Source organism: Virgibacillus carmonensis (assembly GCF_057836705.1).
The window spans coordinates 1-23409 of the sequence record NZ_JBYQFJ010000014.1; the positions used below are offsets into that span (position 1 = coordinate 1).

At 38.7% G+C, this 23409-nt stretch carries 19 protein-coding genes and 1 riboswitch; of the genes, 2 read left to right on the forward strand and 17 right to left on the reverse strand.

Translation table 11 applies throughout. The annotated features are described in order from the left end of the window. Nucleotides 1-66: 66 nt before the first annotated feature. The 13 genes from AC3G7N_RS12130 to AC3G7N_RS12190 form a co-directional block, all read right to left on the reverse strand. Nucleotides 67-1050, reverse strand: a complete 984-nt coding sequence (locus AC3G7N_RS12130; RefSeq protein ID WP_489422422.1) for a zinc-binding dehydrogenase — start codon at nt 1048-1050, stop codon at nt 67-69. A 5-nt stretch (nt 1051-1055) separates the two neighbouring features. Then, complete coding sequence (locus tag AC3G7N_RS12135; protein ID WP_489422423.1) at nt 1056-1988, reverse strand: ArsA family ATPase; 933 nt, start codon at nt 1986-1988, stop codon at nt 1056-1058. Nucleotides 1989-2014: 26 nt separating this feature from the next. Then, on the reverse strand, nt 2015-2272 hold the full coding sequence (locus tag AC3G7N_RS12140; RefSeq protein ID WP_489422424.1) for a cory-CC-star protein: 258 nt from the start codon (nt 2270-2272) through the stop codon (nt 2015-2017). An 83-nt stretch (nt 2273-2355) separates the two neighbouring features. Next, nucleotides 2356-4089, reverse strand: a complete 1734-nt coding sequence (locus AC3G7N_RS12145) for a carbon starvation CstA family protein (RefSeq protein ID WP_489422425.1) — start codon at nt 4087-4089, stop codon at nt 2356-2358. Between the two features lie 169 nt (nt 4090-4258). Next, on the reverse strand, nt 4259-4726 hold the full coding sequence (locus AC3G7N_RS12150) for a helical membrane plugin domain-containing protein (RefSeq protein ID WP_489422426.1): 468 nt from the start codon (nt 4724-4726) through the stop codon (nt 4259-4261). Next, entirely contained in the window at nt 4719-7670 is a 2952-nt protein-coding gene (gene fdhF, locus AC3G7N_RS12155) for a formate dehydrogenase subunit alpha (protein WP_489422427.1), read from the reverse strand. Before fdhF ends, AC3G7N_RS12150 begins: the two co-directional genes overlap by 8 nt. Nucleotides 7671-7684: 14 nt before the next feature. Next, entirely contained in the window at nt 7685-8497 is an 813-nt protein-coding gene (gene fdhD / locus AC3G7N_RS12160) for a formate dehydrogenase accessory sulfurtransferase FdhD (protein ID WP_489422428.1), read from the reverse strand. Between the two features lie 246 nt (nt 8498-8743). Continuing rightward, on the reverse strand, nt 8744-10123 hold the full coding sequence (locus AC3G7N_RS12165) for a Glu/Leu/Phe/Val family dehydrogenase (protein WP_489422429.1): 1380 nt from the start codon (nt 10121-10123) through the stop codon (nt 8744-8746). 272 nt (nt 10124-10395) lie between these two features. Next, nucleotides 10396-11817 (reverse strand): hypothetical protein, encoded by a 1422-nt coding sequence (locus AC3G7N_RS12170; protein WP_489422430.1) that lies wholly within the window; start codon nt 11815-11817, stop codon nt 10396-10398. A 423-nt stretch (nt 11818-12240) separates the two neighbouring features. Further along, a complete protein-coding gene (gene thiT, locus AC3G7N_RS12175; RefSeq protein ID WP_489422431.1) occupies nt 12241-12813 on the reverse strand; it encodes an energy-coupled thiamine transporter ThiT in 573 nt (190 codons plus the stop codon). Nucleotides 12814-12903: 90 nt separating this feature from the next. Next, nucleotides 12904-13008, reverse strand: a riboswitch (TPP riboswitch). 64 nt (nt 13009-13072) lie between these two features. Further along, the gene (locus tag AC3G7N_RS12180) at nt 13073-14854 is read right to left on the reverse strand and encodes a M3 family oligoendopeptidase (RefSeq protein ID WP_489422432.1); all 1782 of its coding nucleotides are present in this window, start codon (nt 14852-14854) and stop codon (nt 13073-13075) included. A gap of 69 nt (nt 14855-14923) precedes the next feature. Continuing rightward, nucleotides 14924-15745: an N-acetylmuramoyl-L-alanine amidase family protein gene (locus AC3G7N_RS12185; protein WP_489422433.1), complete on the reverse strand. Its 822-nt coding sequence runs from the start codon at nt 15743-15745 to the stop codon at nt 14924-14926. Nucleotides 15746-15858: 113 nt separating this feature from the next. Next, nucleotides 15859-16314, reverse strand: coding sequence for a DUF6884 domain-containing protein (locus AC3G7N_RS12190; RefSeq protein WP_489422434.1), 456 nt, complete (start codon nt 16312-16314; stop codon nt 15859-15861). A gap of 193 nt (nt 16315-16507) precedes the next feature. Between AC3G7N_RS12190 and AC3G7N_RS12195 the strand changes: the two genes are divergently transcribed. Together AC3G7N_RS12195 and AC3G7N_RS12200 are read left to right on the forward strand one after the other, a co-directional pair. Next, the gene (locus AC3G7N_RS12195) at nt 16508-17041 is read left to right on the forward strand and encodes a YceI family protein (protein ID WP_489422435.1); all 534 of its coding nucleotides are present in this window, start codon (nt 16508-16510) and stop codon (nt 17039-17041) included. Between the two features lie 223 nt (nt 17042-17264). After that, the gene (locus tag AC3G7N_RS12200) at nt 17265-19211 is read left to right on the forward strand and encodes an aconitate hydratase (protein WP_489422436.1); all 1947 of its coding nucleotides are present in this window, start codon (nt 17265-17267) and stop codon (nt 19209-19211) included. Nucleotides 19212-19282: 71 nt separating this feature from the next. On the opposite strand, the gene AC3G7N_RS12205 is transcribed toward AC3G7N_RS12200, so the two are convergent. The 4 genes from AC3G7N_RS12205 to AC3G7N_RS12220 all read right to left on the reverse strand — a co-directional run bounded on the left by AC3G7N_RS12205 (nt 19283) and on the right by AC3G7N_RS12220 (nt 23309). Next, nucleotides 19283-21310, reverse strand: a complete 2028-nt coding sequence (locus tag AC3G7N_RS12205) for an iron ABC transporter permease (protein WP_489422437.1) — start codon at nt 21308-21310, stop codon at nt 19283-19285. Between the two features lie 4 nt (nt 21311-21314). Then, the gene (locus tag AC3G7N_RS12210) at nt 21315-22304 is read right to left on the reverse strand and encodes an ABC transporter substrate-binding protein (RefSeq protein WP_489422438.1); all 990 of its coding nucleotides are present in this window, start codon (nt 22302-22304) and stop codon (nt 21315-21317) included. Between the two features lie 13 nt (nt 22305-22317). Beyond that, nucleotides 22318-22902 (reverse strand): nitroreductase family protein, encoded by a 585-nt coding sequence (locus AC3G7N_RS12215; RefSeq protein ID WP_489422516.1) that lies wholly within the window; start codon nt 22900-22902, stop codon nt 22318-22320. 155 nt (nt 22903-23057) lie between these two features. Next, entirely contained in the window at nt 23058-23309 is a 252-nt protein-coding gene (locus AC3G7N_RS12220) for a hypothetical protein (RefSeq protein WP_489422439.1), read from the reverse strand. Between the last annotated feature and the right edge of the window lie 100 nt (nt 23310-23409).

Here is a 23409-nt window from a genome sequence, read left to right on the forward strand (position 1 = left end):
AACCGATGATCGGAACCATTTTTAAGTTATTTTTGGCTAGTTATGTCCCAGCCTCATCTCTTTTGTTCATTCACTTATTTTAATGCCTACATTTCCAAATTGATTCCCTTCTTTAAGATAATAAAATGCTTCTTTCGCGTGATTCAGTTCAAATGTTGTATCTACTATCGAATCAAGTTTGTGATTTTCAACAAACCGAAGCATATTTCGGAGCTCTTCCCTACTACCCATTGTTGTACCGAGAAGCTGATATTGGCCATAGAAAAATTCACGTAGATTTAACTCAACTGTATCTTCCGTCGTGGCACCGAATACTACTATGCGTCCGCCCTTTTTCAATACCTGTAATGAACGATTAAATGTGGCTCGACCGACGCTTTCAATTACTAAGTCTACTGTTTCATTTGCTAGTTCCGCTGGCCAATCACTCGTTGCATCAAGCGCGATATCTGCACCTATAGCAATGGCTTTTGCTCGTTTTTCTTCACTGCGCGATGTCACAATCACCTTTGCTCCAACACTTTTTGCAAACATAATAAGATATGTCGCAACACCACTTCCTGCTCCTGGAATAAATACTGTATCGCCTTCTTTTAATTCTCCTTTTGTAAATAAAGCGCGGTACCCTGTTAGAGCGGACAAAGCAAGAACGCCAGCCTGGTCCCAAGTCAAATGGGCTGGCTTTTTCTCCACCTGCTCAGCTGAAATAGCAATCTTTTCAGCAAACGTACCATGATTAGGCATGCCTAAAATATCAAATTCTTTTGGAGGTGCATCACTTTTTTCATTCCAGCGGAGAGAAGGATTAATAATCACTTCATCTCCTACTGAAAAATCGGTAACATGCTCCCCTATCTTCTCAATTACACCTGCTCCATCAGATCCTAAAATAAGCGTTTCTTCTTCTTTCCCTCGTCGTTTAGGGATCCCGACATCCCGGCGGTTTAATCCTGCCGTACGAATGCTTACAAGTACCTCATCATCATTCAAGTTAGGTTCAGCAATATTCTTTACTTCCAAGTTCCCATTTTCGTGTACAAATGCTTTCAACACAATCATCCTTTCTGAAAATATCCACTAAAATGTTCAAGCTGTTGCTTATCTGTAATATCGTTTGAAAATAAAGGAATATAGAATAATTCCTGCTTCGTAAACGTTTCTTCAATCATTGTTATATATTGTCTCTCATGTTCCTTCCTTTTTCCAAGGAATTCACCTTCAGGATTTTCTGGGAGTATTTTATTTACTAGTAATGTCTTCACATGCAACTGATAATTATCCAGCAAAGTGAGCGCTTTTTCCGTTTCCAGAATAGGTAGTCGTTCCGGATTTAGTACGAAAACAAAGCTTGTCTGTTTAGGGTCCAGTAAAATTTTTCTAGCAGCAGAAAATCGTTCTTGGCGTTTCTTTAACACATCATAGATCGGGTCCTCGATTGGTTCACCGTCGTTTAATAATTGTGTATAGTTCTCGTTTGTTTTTTGCCGTTTTTGAAGCAACCCTTCAATCCACACTCCCATCAACTCTGGAAGTGACAATAATCGAATCGTATGACCAGTTGGTGCTGTATCAAAAATGATTGTATCATAGTGGTCTCTTTCCTCTAAAATAATCGATATCAGTTTATCAAATAACGCTGCTTCATCAGCACCAGGTGAAGCCTTCGCAGTATCTAGCTGCCGATGTACCTCTTCCATCATACCTGAATGGACAATGCCTCTTATATTTTCCTTAACTCCCTTAATATAGTTTGTTGTCTCAATTTCCGGATCTATCTCGAGGGCCGCAAGATTATCAGTAATGTTTGTAATTTTACCACCAATTTTTTGATTAAAAATATCTCCAAGATTGTGAGCTGGATCGGTTGAAACTAGTAACGTTTTGGAACCCTTTTCAGCTGATTGCCAGGAAATTGCTGCGGCGGATGTTGATTTACCTACACCACCTTTCCCCCCAACAAATACGATTTTATTTTGTAATTCTTCCATAATGCACACCTTCTTTTCACAAAGATTTAGCAACAACGAATCCCGGATAATGGTGATTTCTCCATCCCCATCCGCAGATGCCAATCATGGAATTGTTCGATCATGTAAGGATAAAGTTCAAGTGTATAATAATAAACAGGATTTGGTATACCAATCATCTCTGAATAGAGTAGCAATAAAAATAAATCATCCTGATTCCGAAGCTCTCGAGCAATTTCTGTTCGATGCGGCATACTTAATACTTCTTCATAAAAGTCTATAATTTTTTTTATTTGATCTAACATTCAAATCACCAATCTTTACATGAAATAGTGCGAAAAGAGACCATTTAACAATGATCCCTTTTCACCCTTATCTTGTCTATACCTTATTTTAGCTTTTTAGAATCATCCATATTTTTCGTCAAGGTTGAAAAAGCAGTTAGAATAATCCATACGGCAAAAACAAATATGATGGCACCAAAGACAAACAAGAGCGTATTTGAGTTGGATCCGAACCATGACCATTCAAAAACTACTTGCTGGAACATAGCGAGCAAAGTCATGAATAGAACAAAAATCATTGGTATTAATGTGATAAGATAATTTCTCCCTAGTCGTTTTAACCAAATCGAAATTAACAATAAACTGATACCCGCAAGTAATTGATTTGAGGTACCGAATAATGGCCAAAGTAGATATCCACCTGATCCAAATCCTTTAGGTCCCTCAGGTAGTAAAACTAATGCTGCACTGGCTACAACTGCTAGAGAAGTTGCCACATGTGTCTTAGATAATGCAGGCATCTTATATTCAACACCAAGTTCCGCAATAATATAACGCATTAAGCGAACAGATGTATCAAGTGACGTTGCTGCAAAACTAATGATAATAATGGATACAATCGTTGTTGCAACTTCTTGTGGAATCATCAAACCTGTTGCTAATTTACTAGCACCTTCAACAAATACGCCAAGACCTGATCCACTAGAAGCAGCAAAGCTACTATACGTGGCGAGGAATGCTTCTTTACTTGGGAAGAATGTTACAACTGCAATTATCGAAATTAGTGCCAAAACACCTTCACCTACAGCACCAAAATACCCAACAAGTCGTGCATCTGTCTCTTTATCCAATTGTTTGGATGACGTACCAGATGATACAAGGCCATGGAAACCTGAAATCGCACCACAAGCAATCGTTATGAACAATAACGGGAACCAAGAGGTGTCTGTATCCACATTCGTAATAGGAGCTGTAATCTCAGGATTTGTGAATAGTAAACCTAAATACAATATAGCTAAGCCCACAACCAGTTGATGAGAGTTGATAAAATCACGTGGCTGTAATAATTTCCATACTGGTAACGTAGAAGCAATATAAACATAAGCCATCAGAATAATAATCCAAATAAAAAATGCGGTTGATACAGCGCCAAGTCCAAATAGCCCTGCTCCTCCTTCCCCACCCATGTATTGAACTAAATCAATTTGCATGAAGTCTACTTTACTGGCGACGACAGCTGTGATATACATTACAGCAAGTGCTAGTAATGATGGAATCAACATTTTTTGTTTTCTTTTATAAACCGCGAATCCTATCCATATCGCTAAAGGAATTTGAATGAAAATTGGAATAACGCTAGCTGGATAAGAAATAAATAAGTTTGCAATAACCCATGCAAATACAGCGTTTACCATTAATACAAGAATAAGTATAATAAACAAGAATAATATTTTTGCCCGTTGACCAATCAGCCTATGTGCTAATGTTCCAACAGATTGTCCTTTATTTCGTACAGAAAGCACCAGTGTACCGAAGTCATGCACACCCGCTGCAAAAACTGTCCCTAATATTACCCATAAGAATGCAGGTAGCCAACCCCAATAAACTGCGATAGCAGGTCCAACTATAGGAGCTGCACCAGCTACTGATGAAAAATGATGCCCCCATAAAACAAACTTGTTTGTAGGGACAAAATCCACCCCATCTTCATATTGATGTGCAGGTGTTACATAATTAGGATCTAATCGAAAAATCTTCTCCGCGACAAATTTTGAATAGTAACGATAACCTAATGCAAAAACAATAAGACCAATAATAGCAACTAATATAGCACTCACAAATCTCAACTCCTCTGATAGTTAATAGAAACATACCTATTAAAACCTATGTGTACACAAGTATGATTAGTACAACTTCTCTCTGCTAGATGATGGATGCGATTGAAAAATCATCGTAGTAATTCCGGGATATCCGGTAACCAAACGGAACATAGGTCAACCTCATGCATTACTCTTTTCCCATGCCTCGCAAAAATTGCAGAAGCATGGTTACACTTCGATTGATTTCTGGATCTTTTAACGCTCTAATTAAATCCATATAAGATGTCTTTTCAGATTCATCAAATGTACGTGATTTTTCCAATCCATCGTTAAGTTTTCCAGTGAAATGTTTAAGTTCTTCTATATTTAATTCTCCGATCAACAAAAAGAGATTGCTTACATTTTCTAATGTTGCGGAGTATTGTGGTTTATTCAATTCACGCATAACATTGTCGAGTGCAGTTTCTTTTTGTTTCACAAGTGCATGAGTCATATCTAGCAAGCCATTATTATTCATGGTACTTAAAAAATCAATGCCTTTCAAAATTGCATCCTTATTTTCACTAACAGCCTTTGTAACCTCTTTTAAGTTTTGTTCGCGGGCAATTTCTTCAGGAATTTCCACTCTTTTTATTTTCCTAATTGGATTAGCCATCATGCTTCACCTTACTTCCTGGAAAAATATAATCATCACGTTCCCATTTCCGGTCTACACGAACACCTATCTGCGGCTGAGGATTACCGTGTCTATGATTATTGAAAGGAAGTGGACTTTTTCCCTTTTTCTTTAGAACCTCCATTTTAACTGCAATCTCCTTATACGCAGGAGTATTCGTTTCTTTATCTACAGTGTTATCCGTTAAATAGTTTATAGCTGATTTTCCATTATCATTTAGTGGTAGATAGAGTTCCTTTCCTTTTACGCGGTCAGTAACATGGACAATTCCAGTTGCATAACCTGCCTCAGATATTAATTTAACTTTCGCACCTTCCTCAATCCCTCTTTCCTTAGCTAGTTCAGGTGAAACCTCGATAAAGGAGTTTGGTGTTTTTCTTGAAATTCCTACTGATTTGTAGGTCATGTTTCCTTCATGGAAATGCTCTAGCAATCTACCATTATTTACATGCAAATCGTATTCCTCATTTGTGTCATAATCTAAATCAAATTCTACAGAGAATAATTTAGCTTTTTTATCCTCAAACGGGAACCCATCCGTATATAACAATGGTGTATCCGTACCATCCGCTGCTACTGGCCATTGCAAACTTTTATATTCCGTTAGCAAATCATAGTTTACACCAGCAAATAATGGAGCGAGTGCTGCTGACTCATCCATGATTTCCGATGGATGTGCATAACCCCAGTCATAACCCATCTCTTTCGCAATTTCCATGAGAATCTGCCAGTCTGGCTTCGAATTACCAAGGGGACTAAGTGCTTGATAGAGCCGTTGAATCCGACGCTCTGTATTGGTAAAGGTCCCTTCTTTTTCAAGACTTGGAACTGCTGGTAATACAACATCAGCATATTCACACGTTTTGGTCAAAAATAAATCCTGAACAATAAAAAAATTGAGCTTTTTAAATGCATCGGTTACATAATTAATATTAGAATCTACTATCCCAGTATCTTCACCGATAACATACAATCCGTGTAATTCACCATCATGTATCGCATGTATCATTTGATGATTGTCTTTTCCTGGTTTACTGGGTAGTTCCACATTCCAGGCGTTTTCATATTTTTTTCTAGCATCATGATCGGAAACTTTTTCATATCCAGGGAAGAAATTTGGCATACTACCAAAATCACTGCAACCTTGAACGTTATTATGGCCACGTAATGGGTATGCACCAGTTCCGCTTCTCGTGTAGTTTCCAGTCACTAATAGTAGATTCGAAATTGCGGTACTTGTATCACTGCCTAATTGATGCTGGGTAACTCCCATTGCCCAACAAATTGCTACTTTGTCAACATTCACAATCTCTTTGGCTATTTCTATTAATGTTTCCTGAGAAAACCCGGTGATCTTCTCGGCATACGCTAGAGTGAATTTTTCAAGGCTTTCTTTATACGCTTCAAAATCGTTAACCCATTGATCGATAAATGTACGATTTTCAAACCCTTGATCGATAATGTATTTGGTAACAGCAGATAGCCATACCAGGTCTGTTCCACTTTTTGGTTGGAAAAAGCGATCTGCTCTCTCAGCCATTTCATGCTTTCGTAAGTCGAATACAAATAATTTTTGTCCAAACAGCTTTTGTGAGCGCTTAATTCGTGATGCAAGCACTGGGTGTGATTCCGCCGTATTGGATCCAATCGTGATTACCATTTCCGCTTCCGCGATGTCATCGATTGATCCAGAATCGCCACCATGACCAACTGTACGGAATAACCCTTTAGTAGCTGGCGACTGACAATACCGGGAACAGTTATCAATATTATTTGTTCCAATTACTTGGCGTGCTAGCTTTTGCATTAAATAAGATTCTTCATTAGTTGCCTTAGAAGATGAAATAAAGCCTAATGCATCTGGACCATATTCATCCTTAATGTCGGTAAAACGTTTTGCTATATATGAAATGACCTCATCCCATTCAACTTCTTCAAATTGGTCACCCCGACGAATTAACGGCTTAGTTAAGCGCTCTTTTGAATTCACATAATCCCATCCGAACTTCCCTTTAATACAAGTGGAAATTCCATTCGCTGGTGAATGCTGTTGTGGCTCAACCTTTAGTATCTTACGGTCTTTGGTCCAAACATCAAACGTGCAACCAACACCACAGTATGTACAAACAGTTTTCGTCTTATCAATACGTTCTTCCCTCATCGATGCTTCGGTATCAGAAACGGCAAATAACGGACCATATCCCGGTTCCGTTTTTTTCGTTAATTCAATCATCGAACGTAGTAATCCTGGCTTATGATTTGTCATATAGCCTGCTTCACCAATCATCTCTGTTTCCATTATTGCGTTACATGGACATACTGTAGCACATTGTCCACAGCTAACGCAGGAGGATTGATCAATCGGTACGTCGTTATCCCAGATAACACGTGGTTTTTCCCGGTCCCAATCAATTAGTAATGTTTCGTTCACTTCTACGTCCTGGCACACTTCCACACACCGACCACAAAGGATGCATTGATCCGGATCATAGCGATAAAACGAGCCTGAATTATCTATTTCATATTCCTTTGATTTGAATGGTTTTGATTGATGCTCTAGACCAAACTCAGCCACAGTGTTATGAATTTCGCACGTGCCATTGTTATAGTCGCAAACCGTGCAATAGAGCTCATGCTTTTCCAAAATTGTGTCTAACGCCTCTTTTTGGGCAGATTTCACGTAATCTTCAGTAGTTTTTACATTCATGCTTGTCTCAATTGTTGTACCACAAGCACGTGCCATTTCCCCGTCAACTTCGACCATACATGTATCACAGGTTTGAATGGGTCCCAGTGTCTCGTTATAACAAATCTGTGGAACCGATTCAGCTGTTGTATTGATCAAATCCAATAAGTTTTGTCCAGGCTTTGCTAAGTATTCTGCTCCATTAATTGTAACAATGTTATGTTCTTGATCATGCACGGAATTTCCCCCTCTTATTTTGTATCATATATCCCGTCACTCACATTCTCCTGCATTCTATTTTCATGCGTATACACATTTAAACTACTGTTCCGAATAAATCCTATTGCGGTTATTTGTAAATCTCTTGCCAGTTTCAGTGCTAGATCAGTAGGAGCCGATTTTGCTAGCAGAATACCAGCACCAATTTTTGAAACCTTAAGTACTACCTCTGAAGAAATTCGGCCTGAAAACAATATACAATAGCCTTTTACAGGTAATTTGTTTATTAAAATATGACCAAATAATTTATCGAGTGCATTGTGTCTACCGATATCAATGAAGGCAGCTTTAATTTGGTGTTCTGTAGCTAGTCCAGCCTGATGAACACCACCCGTTCTTCCAAACACATCTGCTTGCTCATCAAAACAATGCATCAGGCTAAAAATTTGATTCGGCTTTAATTTCATCGTAGTTGTACTTGTTTTCGCAACCTTAATATCCTGTTTCAAATAAAACTCACGGCTTTTTCCACAACATGAGCCAATCCAACGTTCAGTTCGCTCAGTAAATTCTACTGGAAAATGCAATTCTACATATGCAAAACCTTTATAATCGTCCACTGTAATGGACAGGATGTCATCGTACCTCCGAATCATCCCTTCAGACGCTAAAAAACCGATTACTAATTCCTTTAGATCTGTTGGCGTACAAACGATGGTTGCATATTGTTCACCATTAATCGTAATTGTAAGCGCAAACTCACGAGCAACTGCGTCCTCTTCGGTAGTTATAAGATGTTGACGATACTTTGTCGTTGTCCATTGTGTCACGCCTTTGTCTTCCAAAATTTCACCCCCCAACCTTGGAAATTTCCTAATAATTAAATCATTTACTGAATTTTTATATTATTATACCACAAAATAAGAAAGCACTTCCACGGTAGGAAGTGCTTTCTTATTTTGTGGTATATTTAAGTGGTTGTTCAAAAAGGTGCCAAGTTAGAAATGAGGTCGATTAAGAACGTAAATGACCAAAAGACCAGGCAACGAAGAAATTCGTATTTTTCGTTTGGTGATTTTTGGACCTCCCCTTTAATAAAGTTTTCCTTGACGGTATAAAACAGTCGAAAGCTTAGAGACTGCATGAATATAACAATTTTGGCGCAATGGGTGCGGGTCACCAAAAAATTGCGGCAGAATCGTATCAAACGTCTCTTTCATCTTACCAAATTGTTTTGTAAGGACCTCTTCTTCTGTATAAAATTGTGTCTCTCTTCCCTGGATCCACTCAAAATAAGAAACAATTACACCACCAGCATTAGCTAAAATATCAGGTACGATGATGGTACCATTATCACTTAGAATTTGATCTGCTTCAGCAGTTACAGGTGAATTGGCACCCTCGACAATAATACGTGCTTTGACGTCATGGACATTATCCGCATGAACTTGATCCTCAAGCGCGGCCAAAATCAAAACATCAGTGTCAAGACTCAATATATCATCTCGACCCATTATTTTGGCTTTAACCTCCGCATTAGCAAGTTGTTCTTCACTAGTAGGTAAATCACCATTATTAGACTCAGAAACCTTGATTAAAACAGGAATATCAAGACCATCCGAATTATATAATGTTACATTGCGGTCACTCACTGCAACAATTTTGTTATTTAGATAGTTGCATCTATACGCCTCAAGTGCTGCGATTGATCCAACATTTCCAAAGCCTTGCACCGCCATTGTCAAGTCTTTATCACTATGATCGAGAGCTGTTTTGGCAAAAATATTTTCCCGTTCTTCAAGCCATTTACGTTGAGCTGTAACAAAATCATGAAGCAAATATCGGAATGTATAATAAACCCCTTTACCAGTTGCTTCCCTGCGCCCTAATGATCCTCCGTTCACAACACTTTTTCCTGTGAAGCTTCCACGATATCTACTACCTGGACGAATACTTTTGTATTCACCCATCATCCAGTCCATTTCACGATCACTGGTGCCAACATCTGGTGCTGGTATATCCTTATCAGGTCCTAAGATTTCACTAAAGTATTGAACATATTTTTTACAGATTAAATTTAATTCTTTTGTCTCAAATTCACGTGGATTAATCGCAACACCACCCTTTCCGCCGCCAAACGGAACGTGATGAAGCGCATTTTTCAGCGTCATCAATGAAGCTAGATTAATAACTTCTTGTTCATTAACAGACTCATGAAAACGAATACCACCTTTGTATGGTCCTAAGATATTGTTGTGTTGAACGCGAAACGCAGGTATCCGTACTACCTTATCATTTTCAAGTGCCACTCGTAAGAATGATTTGTTCACGTGATTTGGAGTAGAAAGAATAGAAACTAATGAGGTAAAAGCCTTTTCTCTAATTCCATCTTGCAAATCCGGTAAGAATAATTCATCATCATATAGTGCGTTCAATGATTCTTGTACAATCGAGCTTGTTTGTTTCGACATAAATAGGGTTACCTCCAGTAAAAAAAATGTTTAAAATGTGCGTTCAAAAAGTCGTCGAATTAGAAATAAGAAGGTCGAGGCACGAAAGTCTTGAGGACCAGACTTGCGCGCGATGTGTTGACTTCTATGCTACCCACAGGACGTGGGGCACTTAGTAGAAATTCCTTTTCTAGCGAAGAGATTCGCCATTTATCATTTGGTGACTTTTTTAAACATCCTCTTAATTCCTTATACTAATGATTACCCTATTTTTCCAAACATATGCCTCAGATTTAAAGTAAAAAGATCGCAACCATTGTGGATATAAGCAAGCCAGCAATAACCGGAATAAAGTTTTTCCGAACCAAGTCCATGACAGAAATCCCACAGAAACCCGCAATAGCAATTAGAGAAGACCAAGCGACGAGCGTTCCACCACCAGTCCAAATTGCACCCATTTGGCCTATTGCTGCAAGAGTTTCTGTATCAATCGATTCATTACTAAGAGAAGCAGCTAACGCTCCAGTTAATGGTAGACCTGAAAATCCAGATCCATCTAGTCCGGTTATGATACCGATAATTAATACACTAAACCCGGCTAGTAAAGCACTTTGTGGCAGGAACTGTTGAATAGATTGAACAATATCAAACAGAAATGCAGGTGGATTTTCATCAATGCCAAGAATGCTTCCAGCAAAATCTGCGCTACCCAAAAAGAAAAACCCTGCAATCGGAATTACTGGTCCCATCGCCTTGAAGGCAAAAATAAATCCTTCTGTAATGTGATTACTAACGTAATCCAGTGCATGATGCTTACCAAACGCAACTGTCGCAAGTAGTAATAAGATAACAGCAACGCCCCCGATAAATGCTGCACCACCACCACCTTCAAAGCCACTCATACGACCAGACGTTAATTTTGTGGAGATCATATAAATGACTACTGCCAACAAGGATACTGGTACCACTATTGCAAATACCTTACTCCATGTTGATAAATGTGCACCATGGGGCATATTTGTAGATTCAGTTGCTGTTTCCAGTCTTGCTAAATCCTCTGCAATTAGTGGACTGTCCTTTTTACGAATTGTCTTACGATACATGAGATAAGCCAATAGAATTGCTACACCACCAGTGATCAGTGATAAAATTAACGCCGTATCTGTTACTGCTGCAGTACTGATGCCAGCTGACTTGGCAGATAAACTTGGAGCTACCTGTACAATATAATCAGACGAAAGTGCCATTCCTTGCCCAGCCAAAGCAATTGCCACTGCAGCTGTCATGGCTGGAAGGCCCGCCCGAACAGCTGCAGGAACCAATAACGCACAAATAAGCGGTACAGCAGGTGTTGGCCAGAAAAATAACGAAATGACATACGTTACCCCGATTAAAACGAAAAACGATACATGACCATTAACCATCATTTTTTGAATTGGTTGAATCATTCGCCGATCCGCACCAAGATCTCGTAAAGCATGAAGTAATGCCATCATAAATGTAATGATTAGGAAGATACTGAATAGTTCCGTTGCTGCAACAAGGTTGGCATTGAAGATTGCGGTAAATCCATCAACCAAGCTCCCTTTATACACCCACGCAATCACGAACGTTCCAAGTAAGGTGGGAAGTACAACACCCTTCTTGAAAATCATGGTTCCAATAATTACTAACGTAAAAAATCCATATAACCAATGTGAAACGGTTAATTCCATATTTCTACTTCCTTTCTCACATCCTTTATTTTTGAATGTGCTATAGCCTATGCACTTTTACAAGATTGAGTGAAAGAAAGCTCCCGATTCTATGGGTAGTACATATTCTATTATTTCTTGTGACCCGTATCGATCATCAGTAACTTTTACGGTTTCATCAGTATGTAGCATACAAAAAGGCAACCTTATTAAAAAAAGGCTGCCTACCCATTCTCATTATCTAATTTTTCAGCACACTCACTACATAAAAGCTTACCATTTTCTTGATGGCCATTAAAAAATCCATTCTCACAATACACGTTGTTACCACATGATTGGCACACGCCAATTAACTCACGCATTAACATCACCTCTTATAGACAGTATACAACAAAAATGACAGCCTTGATAAGAATCAAGGCTGTCATTTGTTGAGTAACTTTATTAAGCTGCGTTTAACAATGTTCTTGGCTGTTTGTGGAACAAGAGGAACACAGCGACAGTACAAATAATAAATGATGGTATCATGTAGGATATATTGTATAGTAACGAATACATCCAGACCGTTTGCCCATCGATTGCAGACTCAAAAAAGACTACACCCGCAATATAATGGGCAATAAAACGTAGACTTGAAGCCAACAATACGCCGAACATGATGTATGTTAAGTATTTTTTTGTACGACTATCTTTAACTGCTTTTTGTACTTTATTAGCAAAAATCCCAGCAAAACCTAAAACAGTAAAAGCAACCCCGTAATCCAAGACTCCTTGGATTGGGGTTAAAATATAAGCCGTACCTGTCGCCACCTGTAAAACTCCCCAGAGGAACCCGGACAACAAACCGCCTTTGATCCCCCACCGAAATGCAACAATAAAGACCGGAATCATCGCCAGTGAAATCGATCCACCCTGAGCCCAGATTTTAAACGACAAAAATGGAATTAAATCTAATACGAGTGCTAATGCTGTAAAAATGGATACCTCAATTAAAAATAAAATCTTTTTTGAACGCAAAACTATTACCTCCCCTATTTTTTCCAAACAAAAAAAGCAATGCCTAGGGGAAGTTTCCTGATGGTGGATTCCTCGCGCACTGCTTTTTATCCATCAAAAAAGTCACGATCCCTACGCTAGTATTAACTAACAGGTTCAAAGGGTCAGAACAAATATATGTTCACTCTCAGCCAAATGGCTCCCCCTGTAGGCTTTTTATATTGCTTTTTTCATTACATTTATTATAACGAATTTCTAGTAGTTTAACAATACTAATGTATCAGGATAAATCGAGAAATTCCTCAACGTCCTTGACACACAGCTTCATCGCACTCTCCCAGAAATCGGGCTTCGTTAAATCAATGTTTAAATGTTTTGCTGCCAGGTCCTCAACATTCATTTGACCGGTGTCACGCAACAATGCTATATAGTCCTCTTCAAAGTCTCCGTCAGATTCTAATGCATGTGCATACAGGCCAAGACTGAATAAATAGCCAAATGTGTACGGGAAGTTATAGAATGGTACACCAGTGATATGGAAATGCAGTTTAGAAGCCCAGAAGTTTTCATCATAATCATCAATAGCATCGCAATACGCTTCTTTTTGCGCTTCTACCATCAATTCATTTAATCGCTTAACGGATACCATGCCTTGTTTTCTTTCTTCATAAAAGCGATTTTCAAATAAAAATCTAGCATGAATGTTCATAAAAAATGCTACACCACGCTGCACTTTATCCTCTAGTAAAGACACTTTTTCCTTATCATCGTTTGCATGCTTTACAGATGCATCCGCTACAATCATCTCAGCAAAGGTGGAAGCCGTTTCTGCGACATTCATTGCGTACCCTTGATTTAAACCATGAATATCATTCATCACATGTTGATGATAAGCATGACCAAGTTCATGGGCCAATGTTGCAACGTTAGAGGATGTTCCCGAATACGTCATAAAAATCCGTGTTTGCTCACTATCTGGAAAGCTTGTACAAAATCCACCAGGTCTTTTCCCAGCACGATCTTCAGCTTCAATCCACCGCTTATCAAACGCCATTTGTGCAAAGTCCGCCATTTTTGGACTGAAGGTGCGAAAATGTTTCACAATAAAATCGGCGCCCTCTGAGAACGTTTTTGTTTCAACAGAATCTGAAAGAGGAGCACCAATATCAAACATGCTTAGCTTTTCACGTCCTAATAAGTCAGCCTTTTTTTGTAAAAATTTTACAAATGGCTGCTTATAATCGGTAATTGCCTTCCACATCGCATCAAGCGTCTCTTTTTTCATACGATTAATTTCGAGTGGTTCTTTCAAAACATAATCCCATTTACGATGCTTATATTTTTGTAAACGAAATCCAGCTAAATGATTGAGCGTTTGTCCAAAAAGATCTGAATTAGCTTTCCAAGCCTTGTCAATCTGTCCTGCAACATGTGCACGAACGGCACGGTCAGGATTGCTTAATTTATTGGACGCCTGCCCAACTGAATAGGACTTACGCTCACCATCTATTTCAAGTTCAACACTCATGTTCCCAACTAATGCATCATACATTTGACTCCAGCCATGATAGCCATCTACAGCTAAGTCATTGATCATTACTTCCTGATCTACAGATAATTGTTCTTTCGCTTTATTTCTATTCTCATTTAATACAAACGATACTTCGTTAAGTGTTGAGTGTGTCAAAAGTTCTTCCCATTTCGCATCATCTATTTGCACTAATTTTTGATCAAGATTTGTACGGATTGCATCCATTTCTGCTTTTAGTTCACTGCGCTTTCCTACTAACATACTAGCCTTTGCATCTTTTACATCTTGCGCACTTAAACAGCTTATGTAAGCAAAAGCTTCTCGCAGTTTTTTCATCGTAACCTCAAACCGATCAACAATACCAATTAACGTGTCTGCACGACCACTAGTCGGATTAAATTGTTGAACGGAACCTAAAAGTTCTTCCATCGAAGCTTTAATCTCTTTTAGGTAAGAGTCGAACTGTTCTGAGTCACTACCACCCTTAAAAATAGTATCCAAATCCCATGTGAGCTCATACGTTTTTTCCATTCAATCTCTCCTCAATAGTAAAAATTCTAATTCTATTATACCGATGATTTAGAATAGTTGCATCATTTTTCACTTAAATGTTGCTCCAGTTTCCGGATGTGCATATATGTTTACAGTGCCAAAATCGCGTGTTTTGACTGTATAAACGTGTTTTAAAGGGTTTCCAAGAACCTGATAGTTGAGTCCATTAAATTTGGACGGCCTAAGAAATCCTTTTTCATTACCTTTAACAGGCTTCTTATCTAATGGATACACACGCCATGAGTTAGCACTCGCAGGTATCTTTAAGATTTCTAATGGCTTGCTTGGGTTTGTTTCACCTTGTACGGTTGGCAAAAAATAGGCATTTCCAGTAAACAAACAAAATCCTTTCACTACTGCTTCAGCATAGGTTTTCCATTGTGTTTGTAACTGGTGAATGTCGTCCTTTTCTGAATCAGCAAATCCATATTCAATAATCGATGTAGTGATTGTTCCCGTATTCCTGTTCATAAAATAAAAATCCAGGTTAGAATTTGATGGCAACCTTCGAGTGAAAACTCGTCTAACATTCTGTCCGGCAGCTTTCATTTCGGCTGCTATTTTTCTAGACATTTCTTTCCCACCATATATAGAATGTATAATCTCAGCCCCGTCTCCGCCTCCAGCGTTTATATGGTTGGAGTGGCAAAACGTCGCCCCACTATTTCGTACAATTCTTGTTCTCACTTCAGGTGTAAGTGTTACATCTGATTGCCTTGTTAAAGAAACGAGTATTCCTAATTGCTTATACCGATTGTACTGGTATAAGGATATCTTTAAATTTAAATTCTTTTCTTCCCAAAATTTATTGGACCCACCACCAGGGTCCTTTCCCCCATGTCCCGGATCAATAATTAGTAATGGCCTCATATCTATTTCCTCCTTTAAAAAGTACTATCTCTACAATCGATAGTACTTTTTAAAAGGTGGCAGTTGTTTCTATAAGTGAACGGCAGATAAATGCCTTTCATCACTCTCAAAAATCAATGTAACGGACTGTCATTATCAACAGCTTTCTTTAGTGCTTGTTGCATGTAACCCATTCCACTGTATGCTTCAAGTGGAAACTTCATAGACATGTTATTGTCAAAGCTACCTTCAATTACTTTCTTATATTTTTTTCCTGCCAAAATAATTAGTTCGTCAAATTGATCAAGTTGTTTCGCTTTTACCTGTTTTTGCAAACGGTCAAATGAAATAATTTCATTACTTTTCTTATTAAACGTCACATCGTAATTCTCATCCACTATATCTTCTGGCATCAAAAAGCCATGTTTTGCCGACAAAACCACCCATTGATCGGTAAATTGCAACGCGTAGTTACGACAAAATGTATGGAATGTTCCGATATAAGTATGCTTAGCTTGTGTAGCGCCACGATTAGGTTCCTTATCCCATAATTTCTTTTTTCCACATGGGATAATACTTAATTGACTCAAAAGTTTCCCACCTTTCCGTATAATCTTAATTACGTATATCGTATCATTTTTAATGGCTAGTTTACTTAAAAATAGACAGGGTAAATGAAATACTAGATACTATTACATAATTACTTGACAACATCGTCTAATAATTATATACTAAGTATCGAAAAGTAACTAACATACTATTAATAACACGGAGGTATTTTAAATGGCTAATGTAAAATGGAACGTTGATGCAGCTCACAGTTCGCTAGAATTCGTAGTTAAACATATGATGATTTCAAAAGCAAAAGGTGTATTTAATGACTTTGAAGCTGTAGTCGAAGCTGACCCTGAAAATCTTGAGGGTGCTAAAGTTGAATTCACTGTAGATATCAATAGTATTGATACACGTAAGAAAGATCGCGATGATCATTTGCGCTCAGAAGATTTTTTTGACGCAGAAAGTCATCCGAAAATGACATTTGTAGCTACTGATATTAAAAAGAAGGCTGGTAGCAATTACGATGTGACTGGTAACTTGACTATTAAAGGAGAAAAGAATCCTGTAACATTTGACGTTGAATATGAAGGTTCTGGAAAAGATCCATGGGGTAACGAAGTAGCTGGTTTCAGTGGTTCTACTAAAATCAGCCGTAAAGAATTTGGTCTTACTTGGAACGCTGCACTTGAAACTGGTGGCGTTATGGTAGGCGATGAGGTAAAAATTAACATCGAAATTGAAGCGATTAAGCAAGCATAAGTGCTGTTAGATGCATCAAAGACTCTACTTTTCATAAGTAGGGTCTTTTTTGTTTAGTATATATTCCAGTTCCTGTTTACATATAGTAGTTATGAGGTAAAGATTAAATAAGGATTAAAATATCCAAAATTTAGCATAGATTAAGAGTTATACGCATGATTTTTTGTAACAGTGAAAAGCTATCATGATAGTAGTAATTTTTTTAAAAAGAGGAGGTAACATTGTGCCGTTAAATGTCGCGCAAAAATTAATAAAGGATCACTTGGTTTCAGGAACAATTGAAAAAGGTAAAGAAATTGGACTTAAAATTGATCAAACGTTAACACAGGATGCTACTGGAACAATGGTTATGCTGGAGCTTGAGGCAATGGGGTTAGATTATGCCAAAACTGAAGCTTCCGCACAATACGTTGACCATAACTTAATTCAGGTCGACAGCAAAAACCCTGATGACCATTTATTTCTGGAAAGTGCTACACGTCGTTTCGGAATGTATTATAGTCGTCCCGGAAACGGTGTGAGTCACCCAATCCACATGCAACGCTTAGCAAAGCCTGGAAAAACGTTACTAGGATCTGATAGTCATACATGTGCGAATGGCTGTATGGGAATGCTCGCAATTGGTGCTGGTGGTATTGATGTAGCACTAGCGATCACTGGTGAACCTATTTACATCAAGATGCCTGAAGTTATGGGAGTAGAGGTAACTGGTAAGCTTCCTGACTGGGTTAGCGCAAAGGATGTTATTTTTGAGTTGCTACGCCGTTATGATGTAAAAGGCGGCGTTGGTAAAATTATTGAGTACTACGGATCGGGCCTTGACAACTTATCTGCAATGGATCGTCATGTTATCGCAAATATGGGTGCTGAACTTGGAGCAACCGCAACTGTATTTCCATCCGATAAGGAAGTCAAACGTTATTTAAAACAACAAGACCGTGAGGACGACTGGATTGAACTAAAGGCAGACAAAGGAGCAACATATGATCTTCACGATACAATAAACCTGTCAGAGTTAGTTCCGTTAGTTGCAAAGCCTTCTAGCCCAGGTAACGTTGTCCCAGCAAGCGAATTAAAGGATACGCCAATTTACCAATCGTATATAGGATCTTCAGCAAATCCAGGATTTCGAGATTTTGCTATAGCAGCTGAAATTGTAAAAGATCGCCAAATAGCTGATAGTTTATCGTTTGACATCAATCCAACCTCAAGACAAATGCTCACAAACCTTGTTAAAGAAATGCATATCGCAAGTCTATTACAAGCTGGAGCTCGTCTCCACCAAGCAGGTTGTAATGGGTGTATTGGTATGGGGCAAGCGCCTGCAACTGGTAGAAATAGTCTACGTACAACACCACGTAACTTTCCAGGCCGCTCAGGTACAAAAGAAGATAGTGTTTACTTATGTAGTCCAGAAACAGCTGCAGCGTCAGCCTTGACTGGAAAAATCACAGATCCACGAACACTCGATTTTAACTATCCAAAAATTAAGGATCCGGACGAATCATCCGTGGATGACCGCCTATTAGATAAGCCGTTATCCTATGATGATGCACAAAAAACAGAACTCGTAAAAGGTCCAAATATCGTTTCCATTCCAGAAATGGATGCATTGCCAAACGAGCTGAAGATTCCAATTTTACTTAGCGTTGGAGATAACATATCTACAGATGAAATACTTGCTGGTGGAGCTCGCGTATTACCATTCCGTAGTAATCTTCCAGAAATCAGTAAGTTTACATTTGAAGCGATTGATCCAACCTATTATGACCGCGGAATGAAAAGTAAGGACACTGGAGGTCACGCTATCGTAGGTGGATATAACTATGGGCAAGGTTCCAGTCGTGAACATGCAGCGCTTGCACCTCGATACTTAGGTCTTCGCGTTGTTATTGTTAAAGATTTCGCTCGGATTCATTGGCAAAATCTTGTCAATTTTGGTGTCGTTCCTTTGGTATTCACTGATGAAGAGGACTTCAACAAGTTGACTCAGGGAGATATCTTGGAATTTAATGATTTGCGCGATAAAATTAAAAATGGTAATGAGTTTGCTGTAACGATTAAAGGGAAAGAAGGTAAGATTAATGTTCGTCATGCCCTCTCTGAGCGCCAGGTTAACATCGTCTTGCACGGTGGACTAATCAACTGGATCCGTCAGAAACAAACGTGATGATTATATGAAAAAACCGAGCCTGAGCTGGCTCGGTTTTTTATTGGCATAGGAGTTTGGACGAGCTGAATTCATGCCCTTCTCTTCATCAACCATAAGAAATATGGCGCTCCTATAATCGCGACGATAATTCCTGATGGGATTTCATTTGGTGCTAATAACGTGCGACTGAATAGATCGGCAACTAACAGTAACAACCCACCAATTAATATCGTGACAGGCAATAAACGTCGATTGGATGGCCCTACTAACAGACGCGCTACATGTGGTGCTATTAACCCGATAAATCCAATAGCACCAACAGCAGCTACGCTAAACGCTGCCAAAACTGTTGCTAGAAATGCCAATTGGAACCTTGAAGACATTACTCGCAATCCAAGCCCTTTTGCAGTATCGTCACCCAAAGATAAAGTATCCAATATCGAAATCCGCAGCCAGATCAATGGAAAAATAATCACAATTGGCCAAACCAAAAAGTGGATAAATTCCGACCACCCCTTGGCATATGTTGTTCCTGATAACCAGGTTAACGCTGCTGCAACACCTAAATCAGATTGAACGACGAGAATTTGGATAATGGCCGATCCAAATGCTGAAACACCAATTCCAAGCAATGCCAAAATCGTTGGTTGAAATTTTGCTTTAATTGCAAGCAGCATGACCGCCATAAAGAATACAAAAGAACCAATCATCGCGCCAATCGGTATCCAAAATGCTGACACACCGAATACGAACATTGTCATTAATGCACCGACCCCTGCCCCAGATGTGATCCCAATTACAGAAGGATCAGCTAATGGGTTTCGCAAGACGCCTTGAAAAATTAAACCACTTACCGCTAATACCATTCCACTTGTTAAGGCAACTAACGCGCGAGGCAGTCGTAAATCCAGAACTAAATTCTTCATAAATTCGTTGGAATCACCACCAAAGAATGCTTGGTACATAAGAACAGGTTCGAATCCATAATTACCGGAAGCTAGATTAACAAACATCACGATGATAATTAATCCTGCTAATATTGGTAAAATGACCCTTAATGGCATTCCCACTGTCATCTTCCCTGCAATAACAGATGTATTTTCTTCCCCGTACTGCGTTTTCTTCATCCGTAAAACCAGCCATACTAACCATGGAGCACCAATTAACGCAGTTATCGCACCGACTGGTAATTCGGAAAACGAAGGGTCCATGATTCTTGCGAGAATATCCGCCATCAATAGAACGTTTCCACCCCATATGAATGAGGCAATGACAAGTGGAACATGTTTCCGGTACCCGATGAGCTTAATGATATGTGGTGCCACTAATCCGACAAACCCAATTGGACCAACAACACTCACTGTTACGGACGTCAACAAAACCGCAGCTATAACAGAAGTAAACTTAACAACATTCACATTTTGCCCTAAAGCAGTTGCCACATCATCGCCAAGTGTTAGAGTATCTAGCTTGAAAGACATCACCAAAATCACAATAATACCAACAATTACAAACGGATAGGAAAACTGCACACCACTCCAATCATTTTGGATCAATGTCCCAGATCCCCATAGAAACAATCCAGCTGTTTCATTTTCGTAAAAAATTTGCAGAACACTTGTCAATGACGAGAATAAAAATGTCACAATCATTCCAGCCAAAACCATTCGAACTGGAGATGCCCTATTTCCTCCAGATAAAATAAACACGATAATGAACGTCCCTATTCCACCTAAGAAAGCAACAACAACCCCATTACCAAAGAGAGCAACTGGAAAAAAGACAGTACTAGCTACAACTGCAAAATACGTCCCAGAATGGATACCCAACGTACTTGCAGAAGCCAACGGATTTTTGGTAACCGTTTGGAGCACAACCCCCGCGATGGCTAGTGCTCCACCTGCAAGTATTCCCATCATTGCACGTGGCAACCTGAGGATCCGAACCGTGTGATGTGATAAGGTATCTGCTGGCTTTAAAATAGCATCAATGACTGTTGCCATTGGAATCGATACATTTCCTTGATTAATATGAATAAACGTTAAGATGAATAAAAGCGCGGTCCCACCTCCAAAGGTAAGAACCGCTACGATTGATTTTTGTAATGTCGTACGCATACGATTATTCTTCTACCATTGCATCAACCAACTGTTCGGTTAATACATGGGTGGATAAAATGCCACCAAATGTCCATGTATCCCCTGGAAGCTGATGTGTATTTCCATTTTTAACAAAACTTAAATTTTCCCAAACTGGGTTACCTTTAAGCTGATTTTCAAAAATGTTGTCCTCCTCTTGAACAATGTACAAGAATTGCAAATCTTCTTCTTGGAAGTTTTGCAATGCCTCGACCGTTACCTCACTATAACCATACGGTTCAAGCTTAGCTGATTCATAAGCATTTTCAAAGCTTAGACGTTCCATGACTTGCGATACAATTGAATTATCTGTAAACAAACGTAATGTTGGTGTGTTTTGTGCGGAAAATGCTTGAGTTGCAACATAGTCTGCTCCCTCTAATCCTGCATCCTTAACACGTTTCGTTTGGTCGTCAATAAATCCTTCTAATTCAGTAATGGCGATCTCTGCGTCTTCTGTTTTATCAACAATCGTTGCGACCTTTTTAAATTCTTCTTTCATGTTTTTATACTGATTTTTCGTTGCTTCTTCCGAATATGGCGCGAACGTTACAACGGGTGCGATATCCTTTAAGCTATCTAAAATGTCTTCATGTCTATATTTTACAGCAATGATCAGATCAGGGTTTAATCTTGAAATAGCCTCTAGGTTAGGTTCCTGACGGGTTCCAACATCTTTCACACTATTTGGTAGCTTTTCATCCACATTAATCCATTTTTTATAGCCATCTAAATCTGCTACACCAGTAGGTTGAATGCCTAAAGCTAATAAATCTTCCGCATACGACCATTCCAAAACTACAATATTTTTTGGTGTACCCTTAATGGTTTGAGTCCCCATTGCATCCTCAATTTTTATTTCACGGTCTGTTGTATTTTCATCCTTACTCTCAGTGTCCTCTTTACTTGGATCGTTACATGCAGCTAAGAGTGTCAAAACAAGTATGCATGCTAGTATCAATATTTTCTTCATATGTATTTCCTCCTCAGTCGTTATTAATCCACTCAATCGCATTTTGTATGGAAGTGCGACTTTTTGCATTTGGTACTTTGTTAGGATACCCAATCTGTACAACAGCGATTAGTCGATGGGTATCAGGTGATAAAGCTATGTCCCTAATAAATAGTTCATCCAATAAAGTTTCCTTAGCTGTCCACATGGTTCCGATACCGCTATTCCATGCAGCCAATTGAAAATTTTGTATAAAGGCACAAACCGCTGCATAATTTTCGTCATCTATGTAACCTCCACCATCTTCCTTTTCCATATAAAACAAAGCATGATGTGGTACTGACCTGAAAAATTTATCATAAGAAACACGTGCCTTCTGAAGCTTTTTCTCATCTAAAGTTTTTAATAATCCTAAACGTATGTAACTATCTACTATTTTTTCACCAAACAAGGATCTTGCCTCATCCTCGTAAAGCTTTATCTTCCAAGGCTCTTTCATATGATGGTTTGGAGCATAGGATGCTAGTTGAAATAATTCCAACAAAGTATTCCGTTCAACTTTTTCCGGCTTGAAATCAAGGATGGTTCGTCTTGACTGTATAATTTCATTTATATCTATTTATCTCACCTCTCACTCACCTAACTCAATTGATAAGGATTCTCATTATCACTAATGATGTTACCCTATCCCCTTTTTATTGTCAATGAAATTTTTGATTATGAAGAAATAGAGAATGTGATCACAAAAAAACAACCAGTCATAATCCTGGTTGATTAATTAATATATACGAGAAAAACGATGACCGACGTGATAATTGTGACAAGATAAATCGAGGAAATGATTGGAATATTTGATTTCAATGATGATGTTTCATATTCATGGGAGCGCCGTAATTCATCTTCAATGGTGTCTCCTTCCTCTTCGTATTTTTTCATTTTATTTTCCTCTTGCTTAAACGCAAAAATTGTTCCGAAAAGAGCTACAGAAAACAACATGATTAATAAGATCCAAACACCAGTAGTCATGGGTACAACCTCCCTATTAAAAGCGAATAATATCTATTTCTATTATCGCTTATTTATAAGAATATGTCTGTGACAAAAATCACATTTCTGTGAACAATAA